General features: G+C 55.0%; 18 protein-coding genes. 11 read left to right on the forward strand and 7 right to left on the reverse strand.

Going from position 1 to position 16,927, the window contains the following annotated elements:
* The first annotated feature begins 498 nt into the window (after window positions 1-498).
* The 7 genes from ACZ6WW_RS22345 (at window position 499) to ACZ6WW_RS22375 (ending at window position 7,111) form a co-directional block, all read left to right on the forward strand.
* Entirely contained in the window at window positions 499-1,638 is a 1,140-nt protein-coding gene (locus tag ACZ6WW_RS22345) for a P-loop NTPase family protein (RefSeq protein WP_465276156.1), read from the forward strand.
* 166 nt (window positions 1,639-1,804) lie between these two features.
* On the forward strand, window positions 1,805-2,332 hold the full coding sequence (locus ACZ6WW_RS22350; RefSeq protein WP_465276157.1) for a hypothetical protein: 528 nt from the start codon (window positions 1,805-1,807) through the stop codon (window positions 2,330-2,332).
* Window positions 2,333-2,468: 136 nt separating this feature from the next.
* Window positions 2,469-3,356, forward strand: a complete 888-nt coding sequence (locus ACZ6WW_RS22355) for a hypothetical protein (RefSeq protein WP_465276158.1) — start codon at window positions 2,469-2,471, stop codon at window positions 3,354-3,356.
* A gap of 219 nt (window positions 3,357-3,575) precedes the next feature.
* Complete coding sequence (locus ACZ6WW_RS22360) at window positions 3,576-4,955, forward strand: hypothetical protein (protein ID WP_465276159.1); 1,380 nt, start codon at window positions 3,576-3,578, stop codon at window positions 4,953-4,955.
* A gap of 14 nt (window positions 4,956-4,969) precedes the next feature.
* Entirely contained in the window at window positions 4,970-5,995 is a 1,026-nt protein-coding gene (locus ACZ6WW_RS22365; protein WP_465276160.1) for a hypothetical protein, read from the forward strand.
* A 232-nt stretch (window positions 5,996-6,227) separates the two neighbouring features.
* The gene (locus ACZ6WW_RS22370; protein WP_465276161.1) at window positions 6,228-6,902 is read left to right on the forward strand and encodes an ankyrin repeat domain-containing protein; all 675 of its coding nucleotides are present in this window, start codon (window positions 6,228-6,230) and stop codon (window positions 6,900-6,902) included.
* 86 nt (window positions 6,903-6,988) lie between these two features.
* Complete coding sequence (locus ACZ6WW_RS22375) at window positions 6,989-7,111, forward strand: hypothetical protein (RefSeq protein ID WP_465276162.1); 123 nt, start codon at window positions 6,989-6,991, stop codon at window positions 7,109-7,111.
* A gap of 19 nt (window positions 7,112-7,130) precedes the next feature.
* Here ACZ6WW_RS22375 and ACZ6WW_RS22380 read toward each other — a convergent pair whose 3' ends face one another.
* On the reverse strand, window positions 7,131-8,525 hold the full coding sequence (locus tag ACZ6WW_RS22380; RefSeq protein ID WP_465276163.1) for a PepSY-associated TM helix domain-containing protein: 1,395 nt from the start codon (window positions 8,523-8,525) through the stop codon (window positions 7,131-7,133).
* Between the two features lie 234 nt (window positions 8,526-8,759).
* A complete protein-coding gene (locus ACZ6WW_RS22385; protein WP_465276164.1) occupies window positions 8,760-9,218 on the reverse strand; it encodes a DUF2946 domain-containing protein in 459 nt (152 codons plus the stop codon).
* Between the two features lie 90 nt (window positions 9,219-9,308).
* On the opposite strand from ACZ6WW_RS22385, the gene ACZ6WW_RS22390 reads away from it, so the two are divergent.
* Window positions 9,309-9,893 (forward strand): DUF4124 domain-containing protein, encoded by a 585-nt coding sequence (locus ACZ6WW_RS22390; protein ID WP_465276165.1) that lies wholly within the window; start codon window positions 9,309-9,311, stop codon window positions 9,891-9,893.
* A gap of 42 nt (window positions 9,894-9,935) precedes the next feature.
* On the forward strand, window positions 9,936-10,406 hold the full coding sequence (locus ACZ6WW_RS22395) for a methyltransferase family protein (RefSeq protein ID WP_465276166.1): 471 nt from the start codon (window positions 9,936-9,938) through the stop codon (window positions 10,404-10,406).
* A gap of 36 nt (window positions 10,407-10,442) precedes the next feature.
* On the opposite strand, the gene ACZ6WW_RS22400 is transcribed toward ACZ6WW_RS22395, so the two are convergent.
* Window positions 10,443-11,216 carry an SDR family NAD(P)-dependent oxidoreductase gene (locus ACZ6WW_RS22400; RefSeq protein ID WP_465276167.1) on the reverse strand — a complete coding sequence of 258 codons (774 nt, stop codon included), beginning with the start codon at window positions 11,214-11,216 and terminating at the stop codon, window positions 10,443-10,445.
* Between ACZ6WW_RS22400 and ACZ6WW_RS22405 the strand changes: the two genes are divergently transcribed.
* Both ACZ6WW_RS22405 and ACZ6WW_RS22410 read left to right on the forward strand, forming a co-directional pair.
* Window positions 11,207-12,244 carry a LysR family transcriptional regulator gene (locus ACZ6WW_RS22405; protein ID WP_465276168.1) on the forward strand — a complete coding sequence of 346 codons (1,038 nt, stop codon included), beginning with the start codon at window positions 11,207-11,209 and terminating at the stop codon, window positions 12,242-12,244. The two genes, ACZ6WW_RS22400 and ACZ6WW_RS22405, sit on opposite strands and share 10 nt — an antisense overlap.
* Before the next feature lie 151 nt (window positions 12,245-12,395).
* Window positions 12,396-12,686, forward strand: a complete 291-nt coding sequence (locus ACZ6WW_RS22410; protein ID WP_281850789.1) for a hypothetical protein — start codon at window positions 12,396-12,398, stop codon at window positions 12,684-12,686.
* Between the two features lie 103 nt (window positions 12,687-12,789).
* Here the strand turns inward: ACZ6WW_RS22410 and ACZ6WW_RS22415 are convergent, their stop codons facing one another.
* The 4 genes from ACZ6WW_RS22415 to ACZ6WW_RS22430 form a co-directional block, all read right to left on the reverse strand.
* Window positions 12,790-13,908, reverse strand: coding sequence for an acyltransferase family protein (locus tag ACZ6WW_RS22415; protein WP_465276169.1), 1,119 nt, complete (start codon window positions 13,906-13,908; stop codon window positions 12,790-12,792).
* A 744-nt stretch (window positions 13,909-14,652) separates the two neighbouring features.
* The gene (locus tag ACZ6WW_RS22420; protein WP_465276170.1) at window positions 14,653-15,120 is read right to left on the reverse strand and encodes a hypothetical protein; all 468 of its coding nucleotides are present in this window, start codon (window positions 15,118-15,120) and stop codon (window positions 14,653-14,655) included.
* A gap of 93 nt (window positions 15,121-15,213) precedes the next feature.
* The gene (locus ACZ6WW_RS22425) at window positions 15,214-15,747 is read right to left on the reverse strand and encodes a hypothetical protein (protein WP_465276171.1); all 534 of its coding nucleotides are present in this window, start codon (window positions 15,745-15,747) and stop codon (window positions 15,214-15,216) included.
* 403 nt (window positions 15,748-16,150) lie between these two features.
* The gene (locus tag ACZ6WW_RS22430) at window positions 16,151-16,717 is read right to left on the reverse strand and encodes a RebB family R body protein (RefSeq protein ID WP_465276172.1); all 567 of its coding nucleotides are present in this window, start codon (window positions 16,715-16,717) and stop codon (window positions 16,151-16,153) included.
* Window positions 16,718-16,927 lie beyond the last annotated feature (210 nt).

Raw genomic sequence — 16,927 nt, forward strand, 5'->3', positions numbered from 1 at the left:
TCGGCGGACCGCTTGGCGGAACGCCTCAACGGTCGGGTAACACAGGAGCTTCCTCAGCTCATCTCCTCCGATGAGAGTCCCGTGACGCTCAACGAGATCCAGCTCCAGCTTCTGAGCATAGTTCCGCTTCACTACCTCACTAGGATTCATCTGGACGGCCATAGGTTCGTTCCAGCTTGGTTCGGTTACGACCGAGCATATATCCAAGGCGATCAGAAAAACAAGCAAGTTGTTGATTTACAAGACCAAAATGTACCAAGTTGGTCAACCAAATTGCTCATTTTGTCTAGCTCCGACCATCATCAGACGCCGTTTTCAGGTTGAGCTACCCGGGTGGCTTCGAGATGACGTCATCACGGCACGGGTTCGTGACCCAGTCGCTGCTGAGCTTGCTTGTTGACCGGATAACTTCGTGTTAGCTTCCACGCTAAATTTAGTCACTGGTCTAATAGTATGGTCGCTAACTTCACTAACCCGTTTCGCCCCGGTGCAGGGCACATGCCCCCTTACTTGGCAGGCCGGACTGCCGAACAACAAGAATTTCAGCGGCTGCTTCAACAAGATGTCATTCTCGACAATCTTATTCTCACCGGGCTGCGCGGTGTCGGGAAAACCGTGTTGATGGACTCGCTGAAGCCCGTCGCATTACAGAGTGGTTGGGGATGGGTCGGTACAGAGTTGTCCGAAACGGTCTCCGTGACGGAGGAGAGCCTAGCCACCCGCATCATCACCGACCTTTCGGTAATAACGTCGAACTTCACCTACCAGGAAGTCGTCAGCGCTGGCCCGGGATTTTTATCCGAACCGGGCAAAGTGACACACAAGCTCGACTACGATTTTCTTTTAAATCGATATAAAACAACTCCAGGCCTTGTATCCGATAAATTGAAGGCCGTGCTGCACGTTGCGTGGTCATGTGTGTCGTCATCAAAGATGAGGGGTATAATATTTGCTTACGATGAAGCCCAGACCCTTTCAGATCACGCCGCTAAAGAACAATATCCTTTCTCGCTACTTTTGGATGTATTCCAATCGATTCAAAAAAGTGGAATGCGATTCATGCTTCTACTCACCGGATTGCCTACCCTCTTCCCCAAATTGGTTCAGGCGAGAACCTATGCGGAAAGAATGTTTCGCGTGCTCACCCTGGACAGGTTAACTAAAGAAGAGACCACGCAAGCCATACAGATGCCCTGTAAAGGATCACCCGTAAAGCCAAGCACCGGCAGTGTGGAAACCATCGTAAAACTTTCTGGTGGCTACCCGTATTTTGTTCAGTTCATTTGCAGGGAAGTCTACGATATCTGGGTTAATGACTCCAAGGCGACCGTGCCAATAATAAGTATAAGAAACAAACTAGATACAGATTTCTTTGCAGGAAGATGGGCCAGAGCAACTGACAGGCAGCGCGACTTGTTATGTATTATCTCAGAACTTCCGAGCTCTGACTCCGAATTTAGCGTGGCGGAGATCGTGTCGGCGTCAAAGCAAACTGAGCAACCATTTAGTAGTAGCCACGTGAACCAGATGCTTGGCTCTTTATCCGATGCTGGACTTGTGTACAAAAACCGATACGGAAAATACGCTTTTGCGGTGCCCATGCTTGATGACTTCATTCGGCGTTTGAGTGGGACGTAAGATCTGCATTGGCTAATTTTCGGCGGCGTGCAGCTATATTTCGAGCCGAAAAGATACTCATCGGCCAAGCGTTGGAGCCTCGCTTTAGTGATGTACCTCGCGACCTCCTCGCTTGTCCCTTGATCGTAAACAGTAGATGCTTCGGTGCAAACGCTGGAACCAACATATGTCGATCAAGAGCATCTTTTCCAACCCGATCGTGGTGGCCGCTATTGGAGGCGTTGCTACAAACGCCCTATGGGCACTTACCGGAAAAGTCCCCGCGCTGAGCGAAATCGTCCCGAAGATCTATACCGATGTGTCGGTCCCTTTGTGGATCATTATCACCATTTCCGCCATCGCCATCATCAACACAACATGGGTGTTTTTGAAAATCAGGCATGCAAGAAAGATTCGCGCCTTCCAGCCAAACAACGTCGAGAAGATCGTTCTCATGATTCTCCGGCAAACAGATGGCGATGCTAGCGAAGAGCTTCTAATCAACGGGATGGCAGCGCAGGCCGATGAACACGTCGGTCGTAAAGATGTAGAAATCGCACTTCGGTCTCTTGATGCCGAAGGCTGGATCGAACGCAGCTACAACGATTACGGACACCGCGTCTGTCGCATTGATCGCGAGGGTCTGGCGTTCGCAATTAAGCTTGGTGCTAAGCCATCAAAACGTGCACTTGAGGCAACGGGGCCAATGAACTAGAAGACCCGCTATGTTTCTAGACAAACTCCGGACTGCCGGTGGATGCGCTCGAAAGATATACCCGATACATCTGAACGATGAGTCTAAAGATCAGCAATTAATTAGCGGTAAGTCGACCGAAACGGGGGGAGATCTCATGGAAGTAAAGGACAGTATCGATTACATCGTTAAAATTATGATCGTTCTCATTCCGCTAATTTGGAAAGCGACTGAGGCACGACGATCGGACAAAGGAGCTGGCAAACGCTTGCACTACGCGGTGTGGAAAGCGGAAAAAGCGACTTGGCTTCCTCCAAGACTCCGTCAGCTTATCGCTGATGCGTTTGGGCGAAAACCAAAACCCCAGCCCCGCGCCAGCCTGGATGAACAGGCCGTCACTCAGCCGACCAATGAGAGGCACGTCGCAGAGCTTTTCATCTGGAATGCGGGCATCGAAGATATCACCGAAGATGAGGTGTTTGATAATCACCCTTTGTACATCGACCTGATCCGAGGAGAAATAGAGTCTTATAAAATCAAAGTGGCAAACCACGATGTGATTCTCAAAGGGTGGACGTTAACGCGCCATACTCCAGAGAACCCCTTAGTGCCATCCAGCTCGCAAGTCCTCGCCACGATGGTCAAGCATTGGCCGCCTAATTCTGGCGTGGTCATCGAATTTATATTTAAGGCGCCATCGCTTCGAGCCGCCACTTTTTCGGTTTGCGGCCCCATGCGTCACCTTCGCGAACGAAAATTTCGTGGAAGGATTTGGCGGATAGATCTAAGACAGGCAGATCGACTCCCCAAGCAACTGGCTTGGGCAACGTTAGGCTCATGGGCAAGCGGCCTACTGTTCCTCGTGATTCTCACCATCTTTCTCTTCCACCTAAGTAGCTGGACCATCGGAACGTGGCAATATCTCGTGGTTGCCTTGGCATTACTTACTTTTGAATGCGCTTACTTCATTACAAGCGATAAGCGATATCAGATAGGCAAAAAAATCTGTCCATCGCTGCGCTACTGGTTGCCACAAGCACAATGAAGCGCTAATCCCGCGGACACTTGATGCCATAGCTATATGGGCACTCCAGCACTTAGGCCAGCTAGCATTATCCGGAAGTACTTGTTGCTTCATTGCCGTTGGCAACATGCCGACAATGCCTGGAGTGGTCGTGACTCGTTGCGAGCACACTCGATATTTGGATAAAGAATGACGCGAGAGAAGAGTGCGTCGAGATTTCGTGAGCTCTGGCGTCGCGCCATGGCTCTTCCATGCCTGGATGGCCTTCATGGCAAGCTGGTCACCGACTGGGCTCGTCAAATGGGCCTCAAGTCCTACGAGGTTTCAGAACGAGATGTCGGTCTTTTTCGACCCATCCCCTCGGTCGTACTCACTTCAGATCAAGGTGTCGCCTGCTTTCCAAAGATTTCCGCAACTGATGATCCGCAATGGATAGCCAACAAAGAGCGATTGGACCATGTTGCGAAATTGTGGGAGAAGGTAGAGTGGTTTTCGCCTCTTTGGGTTCCCCGCGGACAATCTAATAGACTGCTTCAAGCGCTTGAGCACCGCTCCAAAGAAGACGCGTTACGGCAATTTGAATATCACACATCGACAATCTACACATTGCCGTTCCAAGCCGTATGCGTCGCCCAGATCATGCCTCGCTCTCGATCTCTCTCGGCGTTTGCTCCTCTAGCTCGCGAGGCGTACCTAGCTTTTTACGCAGGACATAGAGCGTCGAGTATTGCGGCCCTTATTCCTGTCATGGAGGGTGCGATCAGCCGTATATCAAGCGAATCCACGCAACAGCCTGTCCTAGAACAAGTAGACAAGATCGTTGATCGGGCGTGCGAACTGGCAGCCAAATTGTATTTTGGTGACATGTGGGTTCCGCCCGAGTACCGCGAAAAGGACTTCTTATATGTGCAAGACGAAAGGACTTTCATTTTCCAGACGTTCCGACGTTGGCTCAAACAATCGTTTTTCCGACATACCGGGGAGTATGACGGGATAACTTGGTTGAACCGTCACCTCTTCGCGCATGGCTCGTCAGTGGAGTGGCAGAAGTCCTCGAACTTTTCCCGACTCGTGGTAGCCCTCACAACTCTTGGAGTGATCGAGTCATGGCACGACGAGTCTAACCAGGTGTCGCTATTCTTTCCGGAGATGAATGACGATGGTCGGCTTTTATGGCAACAAGCTATCTTACAAGCCCAGGTCCAGACGATTATCAAGCAAGTAGAGCAGCAGAATTATCGCGATCATGGTCAACTGGTCCCGCCCATGCCCACCGACAATGGGGTCAGTCTCCGAAAAGCGGCGCTACAGCAGGAATGCATAGACGATCTAGTGCGGCCGCTAAGGAATGTTGGCTGGAGTGTAGAGGTCGGTGAGCCTGATGACCAAGCTCTCTACGTAGTAGTCATTGCTTCCAGTGGAGAGGAGAGATTAAGGGTGGCGCTTTTGTTTTCATGCGCAACGGACAACAAACTTTATCGGGAACTTGCCCGGGATGCAGACGCGATCCTCTATCGAGGCGCTCCTAGCCATCAGAGTCAGTTTGCGTACGGCATCGATATACATGTTGGTCCGGTGACCGGATGGCAGCCACCTAAGCCCAGCAATGTAGTTATCTGATCTTTGAGAACGATATGACTCAGACGACAGACAAACATGATCTTGATGCTCTTAGCATCAGATACGACGGGACCGTCCTTGCAGACGAAACTGCTTACTTCACCGGAGGATTAGCAGGATTTGCTGTCCAGAGCGGAGGCCTCGCACTTATACCTGTACGTGGCGCTGGTAACGTAGGTGGAATAACTGGGTTGTCTTGGCCACAACTTTGCCAATTGGCGAGCCAATGCGGCAGCCATTTCGTCGGCTCTAATCAAGCCAGCAAGAGCAATGGGGCTGTACCGACAGAAATATGGAGCCCAAGCGTTGCGCCACCCACAGGCCAATTTAACGGCGCTGATAGCTGGGGTGCCATTTCTCACCGAGCACACATTGAGGGAGACCTTGAGTACGAGGAAGCAGCTCGATATTTGTCTGTATCGATGCAGGCGGCCGGGTTGCGGCTAAGAGATGTTGCCAAGGATCACCACCATCAGCTTCTTTGGGCGCTCCAAGACGGGCGGTCACCAGGAGCTAGCTTTTCGAATATTGCTCTATTCGATTTGTACATAGATTTTCATTCTCTTGTGACAGAACTGTGCGCAGCGCGAGATCATCTCGCATACATAGCTGCGATCACTCTTGGTGCGCCGAAGTCGATGAATGGAATGGTTTGGCTAGAAGGATGGCTAAAAAAGCCATCCAAATCGTCTTTAACCCAGGAGCCGATAGCCGCACTCCTGCTTGCTGCTTTGGGCACCAAGGAAAGCCCCTCATGGTTGCGAAAGCTCGGAGACCTACGCAATCAGATGGTGCATAGGCAACCTATGGCCGCAAATCCTGAGGCAGCGATGCTTCGACTGACCGAGATGAACACCGCGGCCGGCCCAATCACGACTATTCGGCTCGCTCCATCGAGAGCAAGCGGATTGAACATTCGCGACTCGCCTGATCCCTTTGTAACTATCCTTGAACTGCATAACCTGCTGGAGCAGCTAACGAGAAGGGCCAGCGAGGTAGCCCGCTACCAACCCAAGCCTTTGACTATTCGCGCAAATTAGGGAGGTGTGGCGCACGCAAATTCCTCCGTAGGCTAGAACGTGAAGCTACGCTTCGCTTGCGATGAAACTGTCTTGCCCATCCAGATACAGCCACCAGTAGGACTTCTGCACAAATATGCCTCCTTGCGGGACCCAATTTCTGTCCTACTAGGCTAGTAGGGGACAAGATTTGGGTACCAAAATCGGACAAATTATGGGTCCGTGGCTAGCTGCGTAAGAAAAGGAGGGGATCATGCATAACGACACGCTGGAGCGTATTGCGGAAGGGCGCACGGATCTCGTGTTCGAGTACGTCGCCGGAGAGCACCCCGCAAACTCGACGGACAGCAACGGAGTGCCGCTCATCCGGTGGTGTGCCTACTATAGCGATGTCAGCGCCATTCGCTTCCTGCTTGCCCAGGGCGAGTCGCTGGAATCCCTTGGTCCGAACCTTAGCCTTGGCGACGCCGTATTCAACGGGCATTGGCAACTGTGCCAGTTCCTGATCGAGAACGGCGCAAATGTGAATCAGACGAATGCCGAAACCAGAGAGACACCGCTGCATGTCTGTCTGTGCAAAGCGAATCGCCCGAAATACGACTTGGTGCTCAAGGTGCTGTTAGCGAATGGTGCAAATCCGAACTGTGCGACCCAGCCCAATGTCGAAACGGGTAGCTTCATGCGGGATTGCAGGACAAAAGGCGAAACCCCATTGCATCGTGCGGGCACTTTTGGAACCGAAGAGGCTATAGAGCTTCTTCTGAAAGCCGGCGCCTCCATCGATGCCAAGGACATGAATGGCGATACGCCGCTTAGCTGGGCGAGTTGGCATCTGCGCCCGGCTTCGATACTTAGGCGACTTTGCTACGGCGATTTTTCCATTCATCCAGACAACCGGTCGACTTACGACCACGGGTCCGGTTGGTGAAGCCTCTTCATTGATTCGAGCCATTTAGGAACAGAATTTCTGCATGAAGATCACTGTATGAAGAGGTTCACAGCCCTCGTTGGTGGATGACCCTGGTCTGGATGGAAAGTGCCGATCGCGTCGTGGTCGAAGAGGTGCGCACCTTCAAAAAGCGCTCCTATGAGCTCTATGTTTATCGCGGCGATCAGTTGAGTAAGCACAAGTTCTGACGTTTGAGCGAGACGAGCGCTACGACGATCCACCTTCGGTGGAGGCCAAGCCCAGAAAGTGCCGCGCTCCAGACCAGTGCCGCAACGCCACCCGTTCGACAATCAACACGGTCAGCATCGAGACACCCAATAAGGGTAGGAAGATTCCCAGCAGCACCAAAAGCGCGACGAACACCCGAGGATGTCGAGCATCCGCATGCACCGGCGGAGCGCCAAGCACGCCATGAGGACGGCGGCGCCACCACATCACCACGGCGCTAAGGCATGTCGTAATCAACCCCAATGCCGTGAATGCACTGAGGACCTGATTGAGTGGCGGGAACAGCGCGCCCTCATGGACGGCCACCCCATAACCAATCAAGCGATCCAATAACGGACGTTGGGCAAAATCTACGCGGCGGATGACCAGACCGGATACTGGATCCAATGTCAGGTCGGCGCGTTGCGATCGATCGGCAGCATCGGAGCGTGCGGACCATTGCGTCTTCTTCATCGAGGGTGGCGCTATCAGCACCGGCGCGGCGATATGCTGTGCAAGTACCGTCGGCAACACCCGATCCAGGACGGCCAGATCTACCGGGGCTGCATGCATGTGTTCCATGCCTGCCATTCCATGATGCATGGCGTGTTCGTCATCGGGTGGCGTGTTCTCGGCAGTAGCTTGCGCTCGTGCGTCGGCGCTGCCGATCGTCCAGTCCTGCACCACGTGAGCATGTGTCCAGCTCTGGCGCGCATCCCGTAGCAGACCACCCCAGGATTTCGCCCACGGCAAGCCCGACACCAGCAGGAACAGCGCCAACAGGGACACCCACACGGCGGTGACAGCATGCAGGTCGCGCCAAAACACCCGATCGTGCTGGTTCAACCGTGGATAGAGCACCCCTGCCAGCCTCCGACCACGCGGCCACCAGAGATAAAGACCGGTGAGCAACATCAGGATCGTCCAGGAGGCAGCCAGCTCCACAACCATGGACCCGGCGCTGCCGAGCATCAGTTCGCCATGCAGATAGAAGATCACCCGCATGAATCGGTCGTTCTCGCTCACCACATGCAGCACACGCAACGAGGCCGGATCCACGTAGACGCGGATGATCTCGCTGCCTCGACCGAGCAGCACCTGCGCGGCGGCCGTCGAGGAGTTGGGCACCTGGTAAGCATTGAGCACGGTGCCTGGGGCCGCTGCCAGCGCCGCGGCGACCTGAGCCGACGCCGGTTGCGCAGATGCGCCGGCCACCTGGGCATAGCGCTGTTCCAACAAAGGCTCAATCTGGGGTTTGAACAGATAGATGAGCCCCGTGCAGGCCAGCCACAGCACGAAGGGCAAACAGAAGAGACCGGCATAGAAATGCCAACGCCACAGCAAGCGGTACGCACTCGATGAAGGGCGCATGGCACCAGGAGCCGGAGCGTTCATGATCCCCTCCGAAGCGCATCGACTCTCATGAGATGAGGCTGTCGCGGGGACACCTTGCACGCGTGTAGCGAAAGAGGAGCGGCAAGACCAATCAATATCAGCGCAGGGGCGTAGCGCGTGCGGGGGTCAAACATGATCATCAAATCCGGAAGCCAGATGAAAAACGAACGGCATGCAACGCCGAAACCTCCGAAAGAGGTCAACGCGGCCGTCAGGGCATTTCAGGCGATGGGATCAGACGACCGGTGGGCCGCGCGAACGTTGGTCGAGCCACTCCGGGGCAGGCGCATCAGCGCCACGAAAGGCGACCGAGAAGGGGGCAGTCGGCAGGGGAAAGACAAGGAATGCCACGCCCGACGCCAGGGGTGGACTGTGACCCATAAGGGTGCAGTAACCGCAGGCATCGCCGTCTGGCAAACCGGGATGCTCGGGCTCGCCAGAGTGATGCGCATGAACCGCGTGCTCGGGACAGTCGCTGACCAGGCCAGCGGCCTCATGGCCCTGCGACCACGCCACCAAGGTACGGGAAACGGTGGGCGCAAAAACGATCAGGACCAGCGCTGTGAAGGCCAGCCATTTCACTAGAGCGTGTTGAGCCCGCTTATGGGTCACGACATCCCCGAACGGGCCAACTCTGGACCCAGGTCCAGACATCATGCCACGCCCTCGCCAGGTGGACAAAGCGCACGCCATGGCGAGATGTCACGGCCCGCCTGGGCATCCGCGCTGTGGCTCCGGATTGCTTGCTAGACTTCTTATCACTGCACGTATTGGGGGATGCGCATGCAAGCCAGGTTTTGGTCTCTCGTTCTTTTGGCCTTGATGGCCTCGAATGCGTGCGCGACGGATATCTACAAGTGCACCGGCAAGAACGGAACGGTTTCGTATGGGGATGCGCCCTGCCCTGGGCAGCAAGCGACCCTGTTGCACAAGGAGACGGCGTCAGAAGCCGCCAAAGCGAAACAGGAACGTATCTCCAATGCCCTCAATGGATTGCTCGAAACCGGCCATCTGGATGAAGCCAGATCCTTCGCCGCTGCAAATGGTGCTGACGCTCTGCTGCAAGAACGCATTGAAGCCAGGCGCAAGCGCGAGCAGGAAGAACACCAACAGGAAGTAACCAATGAGGCCGCGGCTCAACGTGCGCGCGCAGCGGCTGTGCAAAACCACGATCAAGTGTTGGCGCAGCAATTCCAGGCAGTGCTGCAGAAACAGGATGCCGAGGGAGAGCGCTATCGCGCAGCGCACTGGCAAGAGATGCGGGAAAAGGATCCTCTCAGGCTGGAGCGCGGCATAAACACGACGTACAACGCCGCCAAAAATCAGTGGTGCATGGTGGCTAATGACGGCTCTACGGTCTGTCATTGAGTTTGATCTGACCCGTTTGTTTTGGGCGTACAAAAGGGCGCGATGATCACCGTTATCGCCAAAAGCATTCTGCACAACATCGGCGTCCTGCTGGTGTCGTTCCTGGTTGCCTACCTTGGCAGGGGTGCGGATGGGCTCTTTGGCATAGCCTCTTTCTCCTCGACAGCTACGTGCATTGCAGGCTGTGTTCTCCTGGCCCTGGGGTTCTTCGTACGCACCTGGGCTGCGATCCATTTTTACCAGCACGGCTTGCGTGTGGTTTCGCTTGAGCCTCAAGCGACGCTCATCACCACCGGTCCCTACCGGTTTTCCCGGAATCCGCTTTATCTAGGCGGTAATGTATTCATGTTCGTTGGAGCAGCGTTGGTCCTTGGCTCCGTCATGGCCTTGGTCATCACGGCGCTGCATCTTCCCTTGATAGACCGTTTCATCAGGCGCGAGGAAGTACAGCTTGAACAAACGTTCGGCGAGGCGTTCGTAAACTATAAAAAACGCACTCGCCGATGGTTATGAACATGCTCAACAAGATGCCCTGACTGCTACGACAAATCAGGCGATCGAGTAGCCGCCATCAACAAGCAGCCCATGCCCAGAAACAAATGAAGCGTCATCGGATGCAAGGAACGCAACGACGTTGGCCACTTCCGCAGGAGAGCCGGCGCGACCAGGTACGGTCGACGCAGCAAACGCATCCTTCGCTTCCGCGCTTGGCCAGATGCGATCCTGGAATGGGGTGTCGATGATGCCCGGGTTTACCGCATTCACGCGGATACCTTGCTTGAACAACTCGATCGACGCGGTCTTGGTCAAGCCGAGCACCGCGTGTTTGCTGGCGATGTAGAGACCGGCGTTGGCAAAACCAATCACACCGCCCATCGAGGCGTTGTTGATAATGACGCCGCCGCCCTGCGCCAGCATGGCCTTGGCTTCATGCTTCATCGACCAGAACACACCACGCACATTGGCGTTGAAGATGGTGTCGTAAACCTCATTGGACTGCTCGACGAAAGGCGTGAATTCGCCTTCGGTGCCTGCATTGTTGAAAGCGATATCGATGCGGCCGTAAGACCGAATGGTCCTGGCGACCAGGTCGATCACGTCCTGCTCCACGTTGATGTCGGCCACCACCGCGGTGGCTTCATGTCCTTCGCGCTTGATCTCCTCGGCCAGGGCGTCGATTTCGGATTGGCGGCGGGCGCTCACGATAACTTTGGCGCCGCGGCGCGCCAGTTCGATGGCTGCGGCCCGACCGATTCCAGAACTGGCCCCGGTAACCAAGGCGACCTTTCCCGAGAGGGTTTTGTTTGCGATGGATGCGTTCATGGTTTATCTCCAGAATCAAAGGGTTGATGTCAAAGAACCGAGCCGGGATCAACCAGGCTTCTGTCCTTGGCCGCCATTCTGGTGACTTGAATTGCTGCGATAAAGTAAGCAATATTTCTTACTATGATGAGCTGTATTCACTAATGGAAAACACCGAGCTAAGCGAGCTCGCCGTCTTCGCAGCCGTTGCCAGGCATCGAAGTTTTCGTCAGGCAGCGACGGCGCGAGGAACATCGGCGTCCGCCATCAGCCACTCGATTCGAAACCTCGAATCACGTGTGGGCGTGCGTCTTTTTCATCGCACAACGCGCAGCGTTTCGCTCACCGAAGCGGGCGAGATGCTTTTCTCCCGGCTCGAACCCGCATTGACGGATATGCGCGCAGCCGTAGATCAGTTGAATTCCTTCCGGGCCACACCCTTTGGAACGATTCGCCTGAATGTTCCCAGCTCGCTCGCGCTCTACATACTTGCCGATGTCATACCGACGCTATTGGCAAATAACCCGGGGTTGAAGCTAGAGGTTGTCGCGACCGACTCGCTGGTGGATATCGTAGAGGGAGGGTTTGATGCAGGTATACGTCTTGGCGAAACGCTTTCCCAGGACATGATCGCCGTTCGTATCACATCGACGTTTCGATTTACCGTGGTGGGATCGCCAAGCTACTTCCAGAGAAAACCGGCACCGGTTACTCCGCACGATTTGCAGGAGCACGCATGCATTCGCTATGCCTTTCCTAGTGGAGCTATTTTTCATTGGGAATTCACCAAGGGAAGTGAATCCGTCCGGGTGGAAGTCGACGGTCCGCTCACCGTCGATAGCCAGGAATTGATGGTGGCCGCCGCAGCGCGTGGCGTCGGCCTCGCTTATGTCTGGGAAGATCGCGCCGCGCCCTATATCGCCGATGGCAGACTTCAATACTGTCTCGAAGACTGGTGCGGTACCGAGGAAAATCTCTTTCTCTATTTCCCCAGTCGAAAGCACCAATCTGCGGGATTGAGAGCCCTCATCGACATGATGAAGGCCTAGAAGCCCATAAAGCGCTGTTTCGTGGCTTGAAGTTATCCGATCCAGGCGCGTGAAACGCCCTATGCACGTGATTCATCCTGCCGCAAGGAATCGAAGGGCACACTCGCGCTGGCAATGATCCCGGCCTCGTGCCTCGTACGGAGATAAACCCATGCGCAACTCTGCCCTGTTCCTTGCTGCCTCCCTTGGGCTTGTCATGGCCTCGCACGCCCTCGCTTCCGATCGGCCCGATCCTGGCAAGCTGACGACCCACTGCCTGGATGCCGCAGCGAAAAAATTCGACGTGAAGAACGACTACATCCAACTCCAGCCGATTCAGGCCGCTGACGCCGGCTATTCGATTGCTGGTGTCGCCGACGCCGGCATGGACGGCAAGAAGAATTTCACCTGCCAGTTCGACAAGAAAGGCAAGCTGGCCAATCTCGTTCCCGAGAGTAAGTAAGTAGAACGGAGGTGGCCGCGCACACGGCGCGGCCACCTATCGAGCTGCAGTTTCAAAAGATCGCGCCGCAGGTGCAGAACATTTTTAGAAGCAGAACGATGTTCTAACCCTTCTTCAAAGCGCTACCGCGCATAGCCTCGGTTTCCAGCAAATGGGACGAAACACCTCTCCCCAGAAACCATTGGCCCAGCATTCTCAGCGATGGCTTTTCCAAAAAATGGGAGCTGAGCAAAGCAACACCCAGAGCGATGGCGATCATGAGCGCGGTAAGCCCGGTCGAACTCAGCACGCCTACCCAGCCGAGGCGTGCAAACACTCCCGCCACGACATTGAACACCACGACGTGCCACAAGTAGATGGAGAATGACGCGTTGCCAAGATACTGCAGCACACGCGGCATGATCCATCGTTGACGAATTTCAAGCACGACGATCCCATAGATCAAGATCGCGGCCGGTATCCCCCAACACACCACGTGAAGGGCAAACGTGCGGTAGATCGCCACCGGCATACCCCATCGGATCACGTAGACGTCGAATGTGCCGGGCTTGACGAATAACGTGCCGATAACCATCCAGATGAAAGCGCCCACCGGTAGCGCGCCATGGAATCGGTGAAAGCCGCGCTCGATGAACATGGCCACGGCAATACCCAACAGGAACTCCAGCACGAGAGGGCCGAACACGAAGTCCAACGGCTTGTCCCAGGGGAACCACAAACCCAACAGGGTCGCGCCTCCGACCACAGCAAACCAGATCGTTACCCCTGCCATGGCCCGCCTCGCGAACAGAAGCAGGCTCAAGGCCATCACCGTGTAGAAGTAGACTTCAAAGGTCAGTGTCCAGGCGACGGACACGTAGACGTTCGGCAAGTTGTCGATAAGCGTGAGCAACTGAAACAGCGGCCCTGGCAACCGCACCTCGGGCGACGCCCACACCATAGCCAGGCACGACGTGCCGAAAACGATCCAGTAGAGCGGGTAGATGCGAATGATCCGCTTCATCGCGAACGCGTAGACCGCCCGCCCCTTCCCCACCGTATCCATGCTGGCGATCGACCGTTGCATCACCTGATAGATGATGAAGCCCGAGATCACGAAGAATATATCGACGCCCACCGGCCCGACGGCCAGGAAGAATGACTTGGCCCAGTGTGTGCGCATGGGCGCGAGGCTCTGGAAGCTATGGCACGAGATGACCAACAGCGCAGCGATCGCACGCATACCCTGGATGTTGCGATAGCTCATGCCTGGTGGTTTCCCTGGCCGCGCGGAGTGGCTAAGGGTGAATGCGGGTTTTCGCTCGGGGCGTTCAAAGCGATGTTCGTCTGTCTACGAATTGGGAGGCAACAGGTTGCGAACCGCGTAGCCGCCTGAACAGATGGGAGCGGTTTCATCAAAACCGGCCAGACCCGATGTTCCAATGAGCCCAGCCTCCCCCGTGAAGAACTAATTGCAGCCGGCTATCGCCAAACAGATGAGCTCCTCAACAGGGCTGGTGACGACGGGAGCCTTCTCGTCAATCATCGAAATAGGGGTCACCGTCCAGGTAGAAATCATACTTCTTGCTGAATCTGCGAAGGTGGCTCTCCACCGCGCCAATCGCGAGCTCCAAGGCCTGCAAACTGTCGCCGCCTGTTATTTCGTGCTCCCTTTCCGGGAGACCATGGAAACTCAAGATGCAGCTCGCGATGACCGAACTTTCGGATACCAAATATGGCTCACTGATACAAACTGTGACATCTTTTAGTGTCGAATCACCCTTGACCTTGTAAGTCAGTTGCCGAGTCGCGATTACGCGATGCGATGTTGAGCTCATCTCTAATCCAAACAGTGTTCAAAAAGGCTGCCAGCCGGGATGTCCCGCGCGCGCTCATAGCCGATGCTTTGGCCTCACTGACTGCATCGCCGCTTTTTCCAATACCATGCCGCTCAAACGGGATTCGCTAGCCATACGATCACTGAGACTCACGATATCTCCAAGATGATCTTTCGCAGCGCCTCTCCATCCTCACTCGAAACCCTCATGGACAATTCAACATCGCCCGTATCCGTTTCCAAGACAACCCTTCTTTTTACATAGTCTCTGGACTTCGCCCTAAAGCGATGTTCTTTGACGACGACATCTGTAATAGATTCACGTTGTACTTTTTTGACATCGCCGAGCTTGAGCGGCCCCAGCATCTTCTGCACAACAACAACTTCAGGGCGCAGAAAGAGCATTTCCTTGGCAACTAGCTGCCAGACTATATATACGCCTCCACCCAAGAAATTCAGCATGAAAAATAAACCCATGGCTGACGACGATTTCACTTCATGGCCTGGCGTTGGAATTTGTGCTGTGATCAATGTCAGCCAAGCGACCGTCACAGCGATGGAAACCCATCGCTGTGACGGTCGAATGACAACATTAAAGCCGTCATCGGATCGGATCACCCTGATTCCAGATACTCTTCTACCCATTTCCTGGCTGCCCAAGCTCTCGTTGTAAAGCCTTCGGATAGTTGACTGCCGTGGCGTGTGCCTCAATCAGTGAGCTTTGCCGAGACCATGACTGGCAACGCACTCGCACAGCACATCATCTTCGAAGGCGGCATTGCTGTCGCTGGGAACATAGATGACCAGCGGAAAACTCCCGCTGACCGGCGTCGCCGCCGAGGTCGCGTGTACGGATTGAGCGGCAATGGCCTGATAGTCGCCAAGCGGGTTACTGCCCGCCCATCCATGGAGCTGACCCTCGATGACGCGCGGGATGATTGCTGATTCGTTTACGGGACCATCTTCGCTAGCGAGCAGCGCCAGATAGTCGCTGTACACCATCGGCTTACCGGCGGCACTAGCGGGATACCAAACCAGCACCTGCAAGGGACGCTCGTGCATGGCAGCGACGGAGAGTCCGGTTAGCGGATCGTGGCCATCGCCCCAGCTGCGGCTGCTATCGACCAGATGAACCACCTTGAAGCCGATCGCATGAGGCCCCCATGGCGCATCGAATTGCAATTGTCCTTGAGCGCAGACGCGCGAGGCGAACAGCAGCATGCACAACCATAGCCAGCGTGACATAAGCCTTCCTTGTCGCAGACATCAGAGGCGCGAGCGAACCTTGATCGGTCCAGCAAGCATGGGGCTGCTTCGCTTGCAGTTTGCTTTCCGCGACACATTGGCCGAATTGCGCCGTCCTACTCCGTGAAAAGTCTATCCATCTGTAACTAACTAATCTGTTGCACGAAATGTAAATCTTTGCTGATAGGACGGGACATTCAAGCCCACGTCGGGGGTTTCTCGGAACGCAGTTTTCATTAGCAATGCATCCGACGAGGTGCTTGCAGTACTCGGCCAGACGCTATCGAGACCCGCTCATTCGAGCGGGTTTCTTGCTATCCCAAAACACTTTCCACGCTCAGCCCCACCGCTCAGGTGCAGCCAAGTGTCACTTGAGTCAGCTAAGAGCTGCCCTTACGTTGCGCTAGAGCCCCTGGATCAACCCCAGAATTTTCTGATATTGCTCAAGTTGATCGGGTGCCTTGATCATGGCTGTCAACGCAGCCGCTATGGCTGCCTGCTTCACCATCGCCATGTTGTAATCCTGAGAGGCCATCTGCAATTCGCGTAAGGCGATGGCTACTGTGCTCATTATGATCCGTACCGCTTCAGACCATGAGCCAGCGCTCTCCAATCCGAGCTTGCTTGCCGATTCGACCGCTTGCGCGATGGTACCCATCGTAGCATCAGGCGCAGCTGTTGCCGCGAGCGCATTCGCTACGGCGGATGCCTTGTCTCCATCTAACGGCATCGAACCATTCGGGTTGCCCATCGGCAGCAGAAGCATTGTTGCTTGCATTGTTGCCGATTGCGCCAGAATGTAACTCTGCTGCTGGGCATTGACGGCGCTTTGTACGGCGTTGGCCAGGGCATGTGCCACAGCCTGATAAATGGTCCCGAGTGCGTCGGCAGGCGTGTTGCCTGAAGGCTTGGTGTTGGTTGCCGTCACGGCATCGGTAATTTCATTGCTGGCAACTGGCGATATCGTCATAAGAGCCCCTGAGGTTAAGACAGCCGACTAAAATTTGTACCGTAATACACTTTTTCTAACTTATTTTCATCAAATAAGTAAACTACGGTCTTGGCTTTCCGGGCGTACGCTGCCCATGGAGCAGCGCTCATTTCCTGGGCATCCCGGATTTCCTGTCATGTGTGTTTCGATCCGAAGCGGGCGCCGAAGCGATCTGACTAGAGGGTGAGT

The organism is Dyella sp. NPDC103356 (assembly GCF_055584465.1).